General features: G+C 42.0%; 13 protein-coding genes. 11 read left to right on the top strand and 2 right to left on the bottom strand.

Annotation, left to right across the window (positions count from 1 at the left end):
* Positions 1 to 182 precede the first annotated feature (182 nt).
* The 10 genes from cyoA (at position 183) to alr (ending at position 9,790) form a co-directional block, all read left to right on the top strand.
* Positions 183 to 1,292, top strand: a complete 1,110-nt coding sequence (gene cyoA / locus E5Y90_RS06200; protein WP_151204404.1) for a ubiquinol oxidase subunit II — start codon at positions 183 to 185, stop codon at positions 1,290 to 1,292.
* A 2-nt stretch (positions 1,293 to 1,294) separates the two neighbouring features.
* Positions 1,295 to 3,283, top strand: coding sequence for a cytochrome o ubiquinol oxidase subunit I (gene cyoB / locus E5Y90_RS06195; protein WP_151204405.1), 1,989 nt, complete (start codon positions 1,295 to 1,297; stop codon positions 3,281 to 3,283).
* Positions 3,284 to 3,287: 4 nt separating this feature from the next.
* Positions 3,288 to 3,905, top strand: coding sequence for a cytochrome o ubiquinol oxidase subunit III (gene cyoC, locus E5Y90_RS06190; RefSeq protein ID WP_151204406.1), 618 nt, complete (start codon positions 3,288 to 3,290; stop codon positions 3,903 to 3,905).
* Entirely contained in the window at positions 3,905 to 4,231 is a 327-nt protein-coding gene (locus tag E5Y90_RS06185; protein ID WP_151204407.1) for a cytochrome o ubiquinol oxidase subunit IV, read from the top strand. Before cyoC ends, E5Y90_RS06185 begins: the two co-directional genes overlap by 1 nt.
* A 10-nt stretch (positions 4,232 to 4,241) precedes the next feature.
* The gene (cyoE, locus tag E5Y90_RS06180) at positions 4,242 to 5,120 is read left to right on the top strand and encodes a heme o synthase (protein ID WP_174659703.1); all 879 of its coding nucleotides are present in this window, start codon (positions 4,242 to 4,244) and stop codon (positions 5,118 to 5,120) included.
* Positions 5,121 to 5,931: 811 nt separating this feature from the next.
* A complete protein-coding gene (gene rpsF, locus E5Y90_RS06175) occupies positions 5,932 to 6,318 on the top strand; it encodes a 30S ribosomal protein S6 (RefSeq protein ID WP_004696436.1) in 387 nt (128 codons plus the stop codon).
* Between the two features lie 12 nt (positions 6,319 to 6,330).
* Positions 6,331 to 6,558, top strand: a complete 228-nt coding sequence (rpsR, locus tag E5Y90_RS06170) for a 30S ribosomal protein S18 (protein ID WP_004278792.1) — start codon at positions 6,331 to 6,333, stop codon at positions 6,556 to 6,558.
* A gap of 9 nt (positions 6,559 to 6,567) precedes the next feature.
* Positions 6,568 to 7,014: a 50S ribosomal protein L9 gene (gene rplI / locus E5Y90_RS06165; RefSeq protein WP_151204409.1), complete on the top strand. Its 447-nt coding sequence runs from the start codon at positions 6,568 to 6,570 to the stop codon at positions 7,012 to 7,014.
* 221 nt (positions 7,015 to 7,235) lie between these two features.
* On the top strand, positions 7,236 to 8,678 hold the full coding sequence (gene dnaB / locus E5Y90_RS06160; protein ID WP_151204410.1) for a replicative DNA helicase: 1,443 nt from the start codon (positions 7,236 to 7,238) through the stop codon (positions 8,676 to 8,678).
* Between the two features lie 41 nt (positions 8,679 to 8,719).
* Positions 8,720 to 9,790, top strand: a complete 1,071-nt coding sequence (alr, locus tag E5Y90_RS06155; protein ID WP_174659702.1) for an alanine racemase — start codon at positions 8,720 to 8,722, stop codon at positions 9,788 to 9,790.
* Positions 9,791 to 9,865: 75 nt separating this feature from the next.
* On the opposite strand, the gene E5Y90_RS06150 is transcribed toward alr, so the two are convergent.
* A complete protein-coding gene (locus E5Y90_RS06150; protein ID WP_151204412.1) occupies positions 9,866 to 10,600 on the bottom strand; it encodes a proteasome-type protease in 735 nt (244 codons plus the stop codon).
* Positions 10,601 to 10,929: 329 nt separating this feature from the next.
* Positions 10,930 to 11,532 carry an alpha-E domain-containing protein gene (locus tag E5Y90_RS06145; RefSeq protein WP_151208106.1) on the bottom strand — a complete coding sequence of 201 codons (603 nt, stop codon included), beginning with the start codon at positions 11,530 to 11,532 and terminating at the stop codon, positions 10,930 to 10,932.
* A 1,227-nt stretch (positions 11,533 to 12,759) separates the two neighbouring features.
* Between E5Y90_RS06145 and E5Y90_RS06135 the strand changes: the two genes are divergently transcribed.
* A complete protein-coding gene (locus E5Y90_RS06135) occupies positions 12,760 to 13,770 on the top strand; it encodes a helix-turn-helix transcriptional regulator (protein WP_174659701.1) in 1,011 nt (336 codons plus the stop codon).
* The last annotated feature ends 518 nt before the right edge of the window (positions 13,771 to 14,288 follow it).

Here is a 14,288-nt window from a genome sequence, read left to right as displayed (position 1 = left end):
GGATTTAAAGCACCTTTATATATAGCTTAGTTTATCAATATCAGGCATAATGCCCCACAACGTAGCGGTGTGTTGTGACCAGAAGGATGTTTTTATAAAAAATCAGCCTTTTTAGTCATGCCACACTTTAATCGCTATCCCATATTAAATTAGGGAATGGGACTCTTCACCGAGGTTGTAAAATGAGACAAACAATTTTAGCTGTATTGTCTTTATCTGCGATGGCTGCACTCTTAACTGGGTGTGGTGGTGATTTAGTACTTCTGAACTCTAAAGGTCCAGTTGCTGAAGGTCAAAGTAACCTGATGATGACTGCGATCTACTTAATGCTGTTGGTGGTTATTCCATCTATCATTATGGCATTATGGTTCGGTTGGAAATATCGCGCATCGAATAAAGACGCAGACTATAAACCTACATGGGCACACTCTACTGCGATTGAAATTGTAGTATGGGGTATTCCTGTCATTATTATTGGTGTTTTAGCCTGGTTAACTTGGTGGGGTTCCCACAAGTATGACCCATACCGTCCAATTGAGGCGGATAAAGCACCACTAACTGTTCAAGTAATTGCAGAACAATTCAAATGGATTTTCATCTATCCTGAGCAAAATATTGCAACTGTTAACGAATTGCGTTTCCCTGAGAAAACTCCGGTAAGCCTTCGTTTAACCTCTAACTTCACGATGAACTCGTTCTTCATCCCGGCGTTAAGTGGTCAGATCTATGCAATGGCAGGTATGCAAACCCACTTGAATATCTTGGCTGATGAAACTAGCCCGGCTGAAGGCTACCGCGGTTTCTCTTCCAACTACTCAGGTTACGGCTTCTCACAAATGCATTTCCGTGCTCACTCTGTGACAGATGCTCAGTTTGCTGAATGGGTTTCTGCTGTTCAGTCAGGTAATGGTACTTCAGTCAATTCAAAAGCAGTTCAAAAGACTGTTCTAGATCAAGCTGAATTTGCAGCCTTACGTGATGGCAACCGTTCACAAAAACAAATTGATGCAATGGTTCGTAATGCAAGAACAGATCTAGAGAAAAAACTCGCTGCAACTGCTCAGGCAGAAGGTCCATATAAGACTCAGCCACATCCTGTGACTTATTATTCTTCTGTAGAGCCGGGCTTGTTTGAATCTGTGATTAATAACTATATGAGTAACTACCATGGTGCTGACCATTCAGCTCCGGCTGTAGAGGCTACAGCGACTGACGCTGTTGCTCATGATGAAGCTGCGGCTTCTGAAGCTCATGTAGCTGTTGAACATGCGACTGCTTCTCAAGGAGAATAAGAATGAGCTTCTTAGGTAAGTTAGGTCCAGATGCAATTCCTTACGATCCAATCGTATTGGTCACAGTTGCAATGATGATCTTGGGTGGTATCGCAGTTGTTGCTGGTATTACCTACTTCAAGAAATGGGGCTACTTGTGGAACGAATGGTTCACATCGGTAGACCATAAAAAAATTGGTATCATGTATATCCTCGTATCAGTGATCATGCTGGTGCGTGGTTTCGCCGATGCGATCATGATGCGTCTTCAGCAGTTCCTTGCAAAAGGTGGCGGCGAAGGCTACTTACACCCTGAACACTATGACCAGATCTTCACCGCACACGGTGTAATCATGATCTTCTTCGTAGCGATGGGTCTTGTTGTTGGTTTAATGAACATCTCTGTACCGCTTCAAATCGGTGCACGTGACGTTGCATTCCCATTATTGAACTCTTTAAGCTTCTGGCTATTCGCTGGTGCTGCGGGTCTGATGATGGTTTCACTTGCTCTAGGTGAATTCGCAGCAACAGGTTGGATGGCGTATCCACCACTGTCAGGTATTGAATATTCACCTGGCGTCGGTATGGATTACTATATCTGGGCACTGCAGATTTCTGGTCTAGGTACGCTTCTAACGGGTGTTAACTTCTTTGTTACCATCATTAAAATGCGTGCACCTGGCATGAAGCTGATGGAAATGCCGATCTTTACCTGGACTGCACTATGTACGTCTGTACTGATCATTGCCGCATTCCCGGTGTTAACTGCAACAATTGCAATGCTAACGCTTGACCGTTACTTCGGTTTCCATTTCTTTACGAACGACCTAGGCGGCAGCCCGATGTTGTACGTAAACCTGATTTGGACATGGGGTCATCCGGAAGTATATATTCTGATTTTACCTGCTTTTGGTATTTACTCAGAAGTTGTAGCAACATTCTGCCGCAAAACGCTATTTGGTTATAAATCGATGGTGTATGCAACAGTAGCAATCACCGTATTGTCATTCGTTGTATGGGTTCACCACTTCTTTACCATGGGTGCAGGTGCCAACGTTAACGCGTTCTTCGGTATCATGACCATGATTATTGCGATTCCTACAGGTGTGAAAATCTTCTCTTGGTTATTCACCATGTATAAGGGTCGTATTGTCTACACTACGCCAATGCTATGGACACTGGGCTTCCTGGTGACTTTCGGTATTGGTGGTATGACTGGTGTATTGATGGCAGTTCCACCAGCGGACTTCCTGGTACATAACTCTTTGTTCCTGATCGCTCACTTCCATAACGTAATTATTGGTGGTGTAGTATTTGCAATGTTCGCAGGTATCATTTTCTACTGGCCAAAAATGTTTGGCTGGAGACTGAATGAAACTTGGGGCAAACTGGCGTTCTGGTTCTGGTTCTTCGGTTTCTACTTTGCATTCATGCCGCTTTATATCCTTGGTTTCATGGGTATGACTCGTCGTCTGAATACATTTGACAACCCAGACTGGGATCCGTATGTAAACATTGCAATGTTCGGTTCTGTCCTAGTTGCATTTGGTATCGTATGTTTCATTATGCAAATCGTAGTTGGCTTCCTACAGCGTGACCAACGTCTAGATTTGACTGGCGATCCATGGGATGGTCGTACGCTTGAGTGGTCTACTTCTTCCCCTGCTCCGTTCTACAACTTTGCCTATCTTCCGAAGATCAATGGTATTGATACTTTCTGGACTGACAAAGAAAATGGTGTTGCTTATGCAAAACCAACGAAGTATGAAGACATCCACATGCCGACTAACCGTGCTGCTGGTTTCGTTATCGCTATGTTTATCACCGTAATGGGCTTTGCGTTAATCTGGCACATCTGGTGGTTAGTATTCGTTACTTTCATTGCTTCAATTATCAGCTTCATCGTTTCTTCTTTCACCAAGAAAGTGGATTACTATGTTCCGGCTGCTGAAGTAGAGCGTATTGAAAACGAACGCTATGCGATCCTTGATAAACACTTGAAGAAGGACTAAGACAATGGCTGAAGTACTTCATCATCAGAACCACGGACACGATGAGCATCATCACGATGATACTGACATCACAGTCTTTGGTTTCTGGACTTACTTGATGAGTGACCTTATCCTGTTTGGTACACTCTTCATTGCGTTCGCTGTTTTAAGTAGCCACATTCCAGTGGGTACGCCAAGTGCAAAAGATCTTTTTGGCGATTCTTTAGGTTTTGTATTAACTGAAACCTTTGCTCTCTTGATCTCTTCTGTAACTTTTGGTTTTGCGGTTCTTGCTGCATACAAAAAAGATGTTGCAAAAGTATTAACTTGGTTAGCAATTACCTGGGTATTCGGTGCAATTTTCATCGGCATGGAGCTATATGAGTTCAATCATTTAGTTCATGCAGGTCACGGTCCAAGCGCAAGTGCGTTCTTATCTGCGTTCTTTACTCTAGTTGGTACGCATGGTATTCACGTAACTTCTGGTCTGGTGTGGATGATCGTGTTAATGGTTCAAATCAAGAAATATGGTTTGACTCTGGCAAACACACGTCGTCTTGCTTGCCTAAGCTTGTTCTGGCACTTCCTTGACATCGTTTGGATCTGTGTATTCAGCGTAGTTTACTTGATGGGAGTTCTGTAATGAGTCACGATCATAACTCAGCTGGTGCAGCACACGGTAACACTAAGCAATATACAATCGGCTTTATCCTGTCTGTTATTCTGACTATCATTCCATTTGGTATGGTCATGGCAGGCGGTTTTGGTCGCGGTATCTTGATCACAGTCATTGCGATTACTGCAGTTGCCCAGATTCTTATACAGCTAATCTACTTCTTGCACATGAACTCTTCTTCAGAGCAGCGCTGGAACGTGATTGCATTCGTGTATACCATCTTAACCATCTCTATTCTTTTAGTGGGTTCTGTATGGATCATGAATTACCTACACTACAACATGATGATCTAAACTGGTTGTCATGCTGAAAAAGTATTTATTCCTGACGAAGCCAGGGATTCTCTTTGGTAACTTCGTTACCACTTTGGGTGGCTACTTTGTAGCCACTCAAGGTTCTGTAGATTTCCTTCTCTTGCTCCTTACTCTTCTGGGTACTACGCTTGTAGTTGCCTCAGGATGTGTGGTCAATAACGTTATTGATCAGGACATCGACCAGAAAATGCAGCGCACGCAAAACCGTGCTCTGGTGCAAAAAACTATTTCTGTTCCTGTAGCCTTGGCTTTTGCCCTGGTGCTAGGTGTGATTGGTTTTGGTATTTTATGGTTTTGGGTAAATGCATACGCTTTCCTATTCGCGGTCATTGGTTTTGTCGTATACGTTGGTTTTTACAGCTTATGGACAAAACGAACGACTATTCATCAAACTATTGTCGGCAGTATTTCCGGCGCATCTCCACCTGTCATTGGCTATACGGCTGTAGTCGGTCAGTTTGACATGGGTGCATTACTCATCTTTTTGGGTTATGCCTTCTGGCAAATGCCCCACTCTTGGGCAATTGCTATTTACCGCTTTGATGACTACAAAAATGCCAATATTCCAATTTTGCCTGTAGCTCGTTCGATTTATCGAACCAAGATTGAGTCATTTATTTATGTCGTATTATTTACACTGACAATGAATGCACTATTTATCTACGGCTATGCAAACTGGATTTATGTCATTATTCTCAATGCGCTTTGTATTTATTGGCTGTATTTAGGAGTAATTGGATTTAAGGCTGAAAATGACCAGCTCTGGGCAAAACGTTATTTTCTGTTTTCTGTCCTGCTGATTACCATTATCAGTATTTCATTCAGTTTTACCTCTACTCTACCTGCCAATCCAATCGTATTTTTTTAAAAAGATAGAGTTAGTCTCTATCTTTTTTTATTTCTCTTTATGGAATTTTTGCTAAAACAGAATATTCAAAATAAATAAAAATGTTCATTTCATATAGCAATTATAAAAAGCTCCATACTGTATTTAGCCGCTTTATTATTATTTTCTAGTCTTCATTCTGTCAGTTATTCGGCAAGGTATTGCACCACGACCATAAGAGCAAAAAATCCGGCTAGTCATCTGCTGTTATCATCTAAGCTGGAGTACACAAGACTATCAACAGGTGCCGAGTTTACTCAGTCAGTGGTAGCAGCGAGAAAATCAGGTATAAGGCTTACAGATTGATTTCGATAATAAAATCCCAAATCTATATGAGTGTGCTTTATTTTACACCAGCTGCGTCAGAAATTGCCTCGTCAATATCAGCTCAGTATTACCAATTTGTTGGACTGGAGCAATTTTCGGGGTGCCCCAAAGTTGGTCAATAATGATGAAATTTCTATTCAAACAGGGATACGCACCGCTGTAGATTATGAAACTTCTTTGCAATACACTCGCTAATTGGGCTTGGCTTTTAAGGTGGGCTTGGTACAACACGGAAGACTCAACCCTCACTTAAATTATCAGCAGTCTCCCCTATTGAAAGGCCATATCCTCTTGCTGCTCAGAACAAAACCAAGATTTTGATCATGCAATTTATACCAATCCTATTGTATTTTTTACCAAAACCCACTAAAATCCACGCTTCGCAAACACTGCGACACAACCCAGGTTGTGACTCCTTGCTTCAATTTATCTAAATTGGGGCTGTGTAAACCGTAAGGAGCTGACAATGCGTCACTACGAAATCGTACTATTGGTACATCCAGACCAAAGCGATCAAGTTGTGGGTATGGTAGAACGTTACCTAACCCACATCAAAGAAGCTGAAGGTCAAATCCACCGTCTTGAAGACTGGGGCCGTCGTCAATTGGCTTACCCAATCAACAAGATCCACAAAGCTCACTACATTCTAATGAATGTTGAGTGTGGTCAAACTACTCTTGATGAGCTTGAAGAATTATTCCGTTATAATGACGCAATCATTCGTAGCCTTATCATCCGTCGTGAAAACGCTATCACTGAAGAGTCTTTACTGGCTAAAAGTGCTGAAGAAAAACGTGCGCGTAAAGCTCAACGTGAAGAAGCACAACAAGCTCAAGACTCTGCTGAAGCATAAGGAGAACATAACATGGCACGTTTCTACCGTCGTCGCAAGTTCTGCCGCTTTACAGCTGAGAACGTTACATATATCGACTACAAAGATATCGACACTTTAAAACAGTACATCACTGAAAATGGCAAGATTGTTCCTAGCCGTATTACAGGTACTAAAGCTCGTTATCAACGTCAATTAGCGCTTGCTATCAAACAAGCTCGCTACTTGTCTTTGATCCCTTACACTGACAATCATAAGTGAGGTTGAGCTGTGGATATTATCTTATTACAACGCATTAAAAACCTTGGTAAATTAGGCGATAAAGTTTCAGTTAAAGCTGGTTACGGCCGTAACTTCCTTATCCCTCAAGGTAAAGCAGTTGCTGCTACTGAAGCAAATACTGCTGCTTTTGAAGCTCGTCGTGCTGAACTTGAGAAGCAAGAAGCTGATATTTTAGCTGCTGCTCAAGCACGTGCTGACCAATTGAACGAAGTGAACATCGTTATTACTGCTAAGTCAGGTGACGAAGGTAAACTATTCGGTTCAATCGGTACTCGTGACATCGCTGACGCGTTGACAAATGCTGGTCTTGAAGTTGACCGTGCTGAAGTTCGTCTTCCAAATGGCGCACTTCGCAACACTGGTGAATTCAACATCGCAATTCAATTGCACCATGATGTTGTTGCAGAAGTTCTAGTTACAATCGTAGCTGAGTAATTTCTCACCATAAAAAGGGCATGCGTGAGCATGCTCTTTTTTTATCTCTAAAAAATGTCAGTCCTCCCACTCGACTGTTTAAAATTCATTTTATTATTCGTGTTGATAAAAAATTAGGCTTCGCATTTGATGCCAGAGCGCGTATCATTTCATATCGTAGTGAATGAAAGCTATTCATCTCCGATAATATTTGACCATTGTTTTTAAAATCAGGGATTTATATGTCACAGGCGAATGCCAGCATCAAGGCAACTAGCGCTAAACCAGAAATTGTTACTGAAAATAGCAGTCTCAAGGAGTTTCGCACTCCACCTCACAATTTAGCGATTGAACAAGCTGTACTTGCTGCCCTGATGACTGTGGCTGAATCTTTTGAACAGGTTGGCGACGTACTGACCGAAAATGATTTCTATGCAACACGCCACAAATATATTTTCCGTGCAATTGAACAGCTGTCCAAAGAAAACTCACCTTATGATGCTGTGCTGGTACATGACTGGCTGATCAAGCAAAACTTACTGGAAGCGGTTGGCGGTGAAGAATATCTGATGCAATTGATGGCAGATTCTCCTTCAAGTTTCTATAACCTGGAAACTTATGCAGGTAAAATTAAGGAGTTCTCTACCCTTCGTAGCATGATCAAGGTCAGTTCTGAAATTTTGCAGAACGCCTATGACACCAAAGGTCGTCCAGTCAGTGAAATTCTGGATCTGGCCGAAACCAATATTTTCTCGATTGCCGAACAGCATAATAATAATGCCAAGGCGCAAGGCCCAAAAGCCATTAACACCGTCGTTGCCGATGTATTTGACAAGCTGAACGAACTGTCACAAATGGAAGGCAGTATTACTGGTCTGACTACAGGCTTTGTAGAACTGGATAATAAAACTTCCGGGATGCAGGCCGGTGATTTAATTATTGTTGCAGCGCGTCCATCTATGGGTAAAACCACTTTTGCCATGAATCTGGTCGAAAGCGTCCTGTTTAATAATAATTTGCCAGCTCTGGTGTATTCAATGGAGATGCCCGCTGACTCCATTGCCATGCGTATGATTTCTTCTTTTGGCCGTGTGCATCAGGGACATTTACGTGCCGGTAAAATGGATAGTGATGAATGGTCCAAAGTAACCAGTACGATTGTACATTTACAGGAAAAGCATCTCTATATTGATGATTCATCTGCCCTGCCACCGACAGAAGTTCGTGCGCGTGCGCGCCGTATTGCCAAAATGCATGGCGGTAAACTGGGCTGCATCATGGTCGACTATTTACAGCTGATGAAAGTTCCGGGTATGGGGGATAACCGTGTCGGTGAGATTTCAGAAATTTCTCGCAGCCTGAAGGCACTGGCCAAAGAAATGCAGTGTCCGGTCATTGCCTTGTCCCAGCTCAACCGTTCTCTGGAGAACCGGCCAAATAAACGTCCGGTGATGTCGGATCTGCGTGAATCTGGTGCGATCGAGCAGGATGCCGACTTGATTATGTTTATTTACCGTGATGAGGTTTATAACAAGGAATCCAAAGAAGCCGGGACTGCCGAAATTATTATTGGTAAACAGCGTAATGGTCCAATTGGCACCGTTCGTCTGGCCTTTGAAGGTCAATATACCCGTTTTAGTAATCTGTCTCCTGAGTTTTATGCTCAGTATGAGGATGATGAGTAATCATTCTCACATTTCCACCGTCCCTTAAGGAGTAATTTAGGGTGCGTCAAGCTACAGTTTATATTGACAGTTCTGCCCTGCAATATAATTTAAACCGTGTCAAACAACTTGCCCCAAACGCTAAAATCGTCAGCATGGTCAAAGCCAATGCTTATGGACATGGAGTTAAAGACTGCTTAGCAGCCTTAAAAGAGAGTGATGCCTTCGGGGTCGCCTGTCTGCAAGAAGCTCTGGAAATCCGCCAACTCGGATATCAGCAGCCCATCACCCTGATTGAAGGGGTTTTTTCAGTTGATGAAATGCCAGTGGTCATTGAACAAAATATTGAAATTGTTGTGCATCACCCGCAACAGCTAGACTGGCTACTGGCCTATAAAGAGGCCTATAACGCTAAAAAACTGAAAGTCTGGGTTAAACTGAATAGTGGCATGAACCGTCTTGGTTTTAAACTTGAGCACATTAAAGATGTTATTCATCAGCTCAAAGCCGAAGGCTTTAATTGCGTCCTGGCGATGCATTTTGCCAATGCCGATGCTGATCATCCTTTAAATGATGAACAGATTCGCCAGTTCCTTGAAGTCAAAAATGACTGTGCGCCGCTCATGGGCTCCTGCTGTAACTCGGCAGCAATTTATAAGTATCCTGAATTACATTTTGATTTTGTTCGTCCCGGGATTATGCTTTACGGCGCCTCCCCCTTTGCAGATAAAACAATCCATGATCTGGACTTAAAACCTGTCATGACATTTACCGCAGAAATTATCGCGCTGAATTCAATTAAAGCAGGAGAGTCTGTGGGATATGGTTCAACCCTTACCGCTGATCAAGATATGGATTTAGCCATTGTTTCAATTGGCTATGGGGACGGCTATCCACGTGCTTTCCCTCAACAAAACTATGTTGCGATTAATGGCCAGACTACCCGTGTGATTGGTCGCGTAGCTATGGATATGATTGCAATTGAGGTCACGGGCTTAAATGTAGACTTAGGCACCGAGGTTGAGCTTTGGGGGCAAACCCGTTTGGTGGATGATGTGGCTGAAGCCAATGGCACCATTGGTTATGAGCTGCTTTGCCGTCTGACCAACCGCCCACGACGTAAAGTGCTGTAAACATAAATTTTATCAGCAATACAAAGCCCGACCTTGAGTTGGGCTTTGTATTGTCCGAGATCATTCTATTACTTATTAAAGAAAATACTCACTTGAAGGCGTCGGTAATTCTGCCAGACCCTTTTTTAAAGTTTCCGACCATTGACGGCTAATATCAGTAAAATACTTATCATCTTCTGCAATCCGCTTACCCTTCGGCATCATCAGACTATTTTTTTTATACACCAGCACATCCAGTGGCATTCCCACAGATACATTAGAACGTAAAGTTGAGGCAAAGGAGATGAGAGAACAACGCAGCGCCTCATCTAATGGCATATCATAGGTCAAAGCGCGGTCCAGAATCGGTTTACCGTATTTACTTTCTCCAATCTGGAAATATGGCGTATCCGTTGTCGAGCAAATAAAATTACCTTGCGGATAAATATGGTAAAGCTGCATTTCCTGATCTTTAATCTGTCCGCCCACCAGCAAATTACAATAATAGGTACTTTGCTCCTGCACATCCTCAGTAACATTGGCGATGACTTTTTTCAGTATACTGCCAATCAGCTCTGCCACATCAAACATGGTATGCAAACTGAGTATATTCGGCTCCTGTTTCAGCTCCAGATGGTTTTTAATGTGACCAATCACCGCCTGGCTTGTCGCCAGGTTTCCCGAGGCTTGAACCACAATCAGACGCTCTCCATCCACCCCGAAAGTATATAGTTTACGAAATACTGAAATATGATCCACACCCGCATTGGTTCGAGTGTCACTAATAAAAACCATTCCCTGTTCTAAACGTAGCGCACAACAATAGGTCATTATTTGACTCCTGTTAACAGCCTAATATCTGGAAGATAGAATACATAGATTCCTCTCCTCCTTTTCCCTTACCCTGCGTGCGGGTTACATCCCGATCATCCCAACCAGCGGCAATATACACCTCGGTACTTGCCCTACACAGCTGATGACTAATATCAAAACAATACTACTTTTTCTTAATTTATACTTCTGCCCAAGCATGACTTACCAAATGATGGGCCTCAAAAATATCGCATAGCACACCTATTTCGACTTAAACAAGATACATGCAGAAATGGTAGCTTCAAAACCAATAGCATATCGCCTGTAATAAGTCGGTTCACCTTCAATTAGAGATCAGCCTCGAATAACTGATGAATATGATCACTGAACTGATAAAACTGGATGGAACTCGGTGTACGGCGTAATTGCTGCCAGTATTCTTCCAAATCTTCCCATCCCATCTCAACTAAAGTTTCAACAAGATAATCAATTTTAGTTAAGGTCTTTTGAGTGTCTATGGCTAAACGTAGCTGTTGATCCAGTTGATCTAAAGACTGGCCCAAGCTGAAAAATAAAAAGATATCCGGGGATTCTGCCTCCAAGACATCTTCGCAATCATGAACAACATCACAGATATAAGCAGCATTTTCATGAGTAGTTTTAATCAGCCTGCTCAGTTCTGAATAGGCGCTGGCTGATAAAACTCCCCGTAACTTCTGAATCTTCTCCTGAGCTTGCTTAAAATAGTACCTGAAAGAAGCGGGTTGCTTCGCATCCAGGATTAACTCATTTAACGAACTGGCATCAAAAGCCGGTAGGCAAAAGGCATGAGCATAATTAAGTGCCGCCTCATCATCCAGAAATGGAAAATGCGAACATAAAAACTGGGTTCGAGATAAATATCGACCTAACCAAAAAATATGCTGCGCATTGGTATTCAACAAGACCATGACGTTTTCCTTCGTTGGCTGTGAATGCAGATTGTCAACTACTCCCATATTTTTTTCCTTACCCTTAGGATAAACTACCACCAGAGATCGCTTATCGCGTTAAACTGCTCGATACTATTTCAGCGCACTAAACTGAACTTAAAAAATGTAAATCAATAAGGTGCTCTAAAATATTGATATTGAATTATTTTATTTAGAACTAATTTCAAAGTAGGCTGCACACTATAAAGATACAGGCTAACCAAGATTCTTATTCCAAATATTTTAAATATTTCAATTGACTGCTTAGAAGCCAGTCGCCCGACCAGTATTCAGTGACCCAAACCTTAAGCTGCTCTCACGATCCACTAAGCTCCACAAGACGAAATATATTTCACATATTTTGCCTGAGGACTTTGGTAGCTCAGAACATTTTGACAAGTACTGTCTCATCCAAATAAGATCCGATTATGCTATCGATATAGGGAAGGTTGATTTATCATTTACTGCCCCTGCTCTTGATGCATGGGCAATTACAATATGATGCTATAAACAGATTACCATTAAATTGGGAGTACCTTAGTTCCTCTCTGCTTTAAAGTAAAAAATCAAGATACACCATCGATACATTTATAAATAACATTAACTAGATGATAGCCACCTATGGTTTTTACATAAACCTTCATGCTTCCCACAAAAAGGTTACGCGATGTTACCAAGAGCCTATCTATTACTCTTGCCAGAAAAACAGTTCATAATATGCGCTGTTATAGTAACCGATATTAAGACCACCACCAAAGACCGGTCAGTATCAGCTCTTTCAATCAGAATCCCTTTTAATAATTTTGATTATTTCCGTGCTAAAAACATGAAACTGTTCAAATAATTTAGGCTTTAATTTTTGACTTATCTTCAGGTATTTTATCATTTCGACAACTTCGAAAGATGTTCTTAAATTATCTTCGAGCATGACTCATTCGGCCGTGGAATCACAGATCACATTAATCCTGCGAATCTGGCTATATTTTATGGATAACTTTTTAAAGGCAACTGCTGGTATAAAAGTTGCGAAGGGCGGAGCTTAATTACTTTGATAATTACAGGGTCTGAATTAATTTCGTCTCTAACCTGAGTTTTTGTATTATAGAACCTTTGTTGCGCAGAATGACTTGCGAAAAAAATGCGGATTTCATATTGTGTTACTCTCTTGATCTACACTTGTCCTATTGATAGCCAGTAAAATATATTATGTCAGCACAAGAAAAAGAAACCTCGAATAGCCTTTATCGCCAATGGCAAATCTTGTCGCGTCTTTCTACCGGTAAATGGATGGGAACACGTGAATTACAGGAAATCCTGAACCGTGAAGGCATTGAAATCAGCTTGCGGACCATTCAGCGTGATTTAAACCAGATTGCCCAGCGCTTTCCGATTGAAAGCAGTAAAACGACACCCCAAGGCTGGCGCTGGCGTTCAGATGCTCCTATTCAAAGCTTGCCTCATATGACCAGCTCGCAGGCTGTAACCTTTATGATGGTAGAAGAACACCTGAAGCATTTGCTACCGCCCAGCCTGATTGATGAAATGAATCCCTGGTTTGATCTGGCGCGACGTAGTCTTTCTTCGCAAAATAATGTCCGGCAATGGATCAACCGGGTCCGGATTGTACCGGCCACCCAACCACTGATTCCGCCTTTTGTCGATAAGGTCGCCCAGCAAGCCATTTATGAAGCTTTATTACAGGACAAGCAACTGGAATGTATCTATCAGGGCCGTGGTCTTCAAAGTGAGGAAAAAACCTATATTCTGAATCCACTGGCTTTGGTACAAAAAGGTTCAATTATTTATCTGGTCTGTACCCGTCATGATAAGTCCGATATTCAAACCTTTGCCCTGCACCGCTTTAAATCCGCAATTGTGCTAAATTCCCGTGCTTTGCATCCTGTAAATTTTGATATTGATGATTATATTGAATCAGGGGCACTGGGCTTTCGCGTCGACTTCAACCATCCAACTGAAAATGTCACCCTGAAATTGACCATGGATGAGGTAGATGCCCACTATTTTGAAGAAAGCCAGCTCAGCAAAGACCAAAAAATTGAAAAGCTGGAAAATGGCATGTTCCTGATCAGTGCGACTGTCCCCTTTACTTCGCAACTGACCTGGTGGTTACGCAGCTTTGGAAAAAAAATCAAACAGATAGAGCCTACCACTGTAGCGAATGCAGTTTATCAGCTTGATAGTCAGGATTCTCAATAGAATATCCACTCAACTTTAAAAATCCCATAGTATAAAAAGTCCCCTATTGGGGACTATATTTTTTGATTATCTGGGTTTGATCAATCGGCCAGCAAACCCATCTATTGTCTTTGTCTGCTTTATCAATAATCCATGAGAAGAGAGGAAGCTGCCGTCAAACGGTTCCAGTATGACGATCGTACTCAATTATGCATTCACCTTGCTGAGTTTATGCCTGTATACAACTTTGGCCGCAGACTCAAAAACAATCCAAGCAGCTGAGTCCCTACGGGTCCCTCTGCAAACCACGGACAGATGAACCTGAAGTTTTGAATTTGTTCCATTGCAGGAAATGCCGGCACTAAACACCTAGCATGACTTATAGACAGGTCAGTTCTGCATCATTCAAATGAATGGATTTTTGAGGTGTCATTTTCATCTTTAATATTGCCATGTACTATGTATAACCATAGTTCATTCTTTGAGAGTAATATCAAAAATACATAAATTTTATAGAGTTTTTCCCTTAGAATAATTTC

Origin of the sequence: Acinetobacter sp. 10FS3-1 (assembly GCF_013343215.1) — a bacterium.
In the GTDB taxonomy this organism is placed as follows: Bacteria; Pseudomonadota; Gammaproteobacteria; order Pseudomonadales; family Moraxellaceae; genus Acinetobacter; species Acinetobacter lwoffii_C.
Note: the sequence above shows the minus strand (reverse complement) of the source record. Positions and strands in the feature narration are given on the sequence as shown.

What these genes read in the sequence shown, in the direction of transcription:
- rpsF (WP_004696436.1), top strand. Translation starts at nt 5,932, where the DNA reads ATGCGTCACTACGAAATCGTACTATTGGTACATCCAGACCAAAGCGAT.
- E5Y90_RS06185 (WP_151204407.1), top strand. Translation starts at nt 3,905, where the DNA reads ATGAGTCACGATCATAACTCAGCTGGTGCAGCACACGGTAACACTAAG.
- E5Y90_RS06145 (WP_151208106.1), bottom strand. Translation starts at nt 11,532, where the DNA reads ATGGTCTTGTTGAATACCAATGCGCAGCATATTTTTTGGTTAGGTCGA.
- cyoE (WP_174659703.1), top strand. Translation starts at nt 4,242, where the DNA reads ATGCTGAAAAAGTATTTATTCCTGACGAAGCCAGGGATTCTCTTTGGT.
- E5Y90_RS06135 (WP_174659701.1), top strand. Translation starts at nt 12,760, where the DNA reads ATGTCAGCACAAGAAAAAGAAACCTCGAATAGCCTTTATCGCCAATGG.
- dnaB (WP_151204410.1), top strand. Translation starts at nt 7,236, where the DNA reads ATGTCACAGGCGAATGCCAGCATCAAGGCAACTAGCGCTAAACCAGAA.
- cyoC (WP_151204406.1), top strand. Translation starts at nt 3,288, where the DNA reads ATGGCTGAAGTACTTCATCATCAGAACCACGGACACGATGAGCATCAT.
- E5Y90_RS06150 (WP_151204412.1), bottom strand. Translation starts at nt 10,600, where the DNA reads ATGACCTATTGTTGTGCGCTACGTTTAGAACAGGGAATGGTTTTTATT.
- rpsR (WP_004278792.1), top strand. Translation starts at nt 6,331, where the DNA reads ATGGCACGTTTCTACCGTCGTCGCAAGTTCTGCCGCTTTACAGCTGAG.
- cyoB (WP_151204405.1), top strand. Translation starts at nt 1,295, where the DNA reads ATGAGCTTCTTAGGTAAGTTAGGTCCAGATGCAATTCCTTACGATCCA.
- cyoA (WP_151204404.1), top strand. Translation starts at nt 183, where the DNA reads ATGAGACAAACAATTTTAGCTGTATTGTCTTTATCTGCGATGGCTGCA.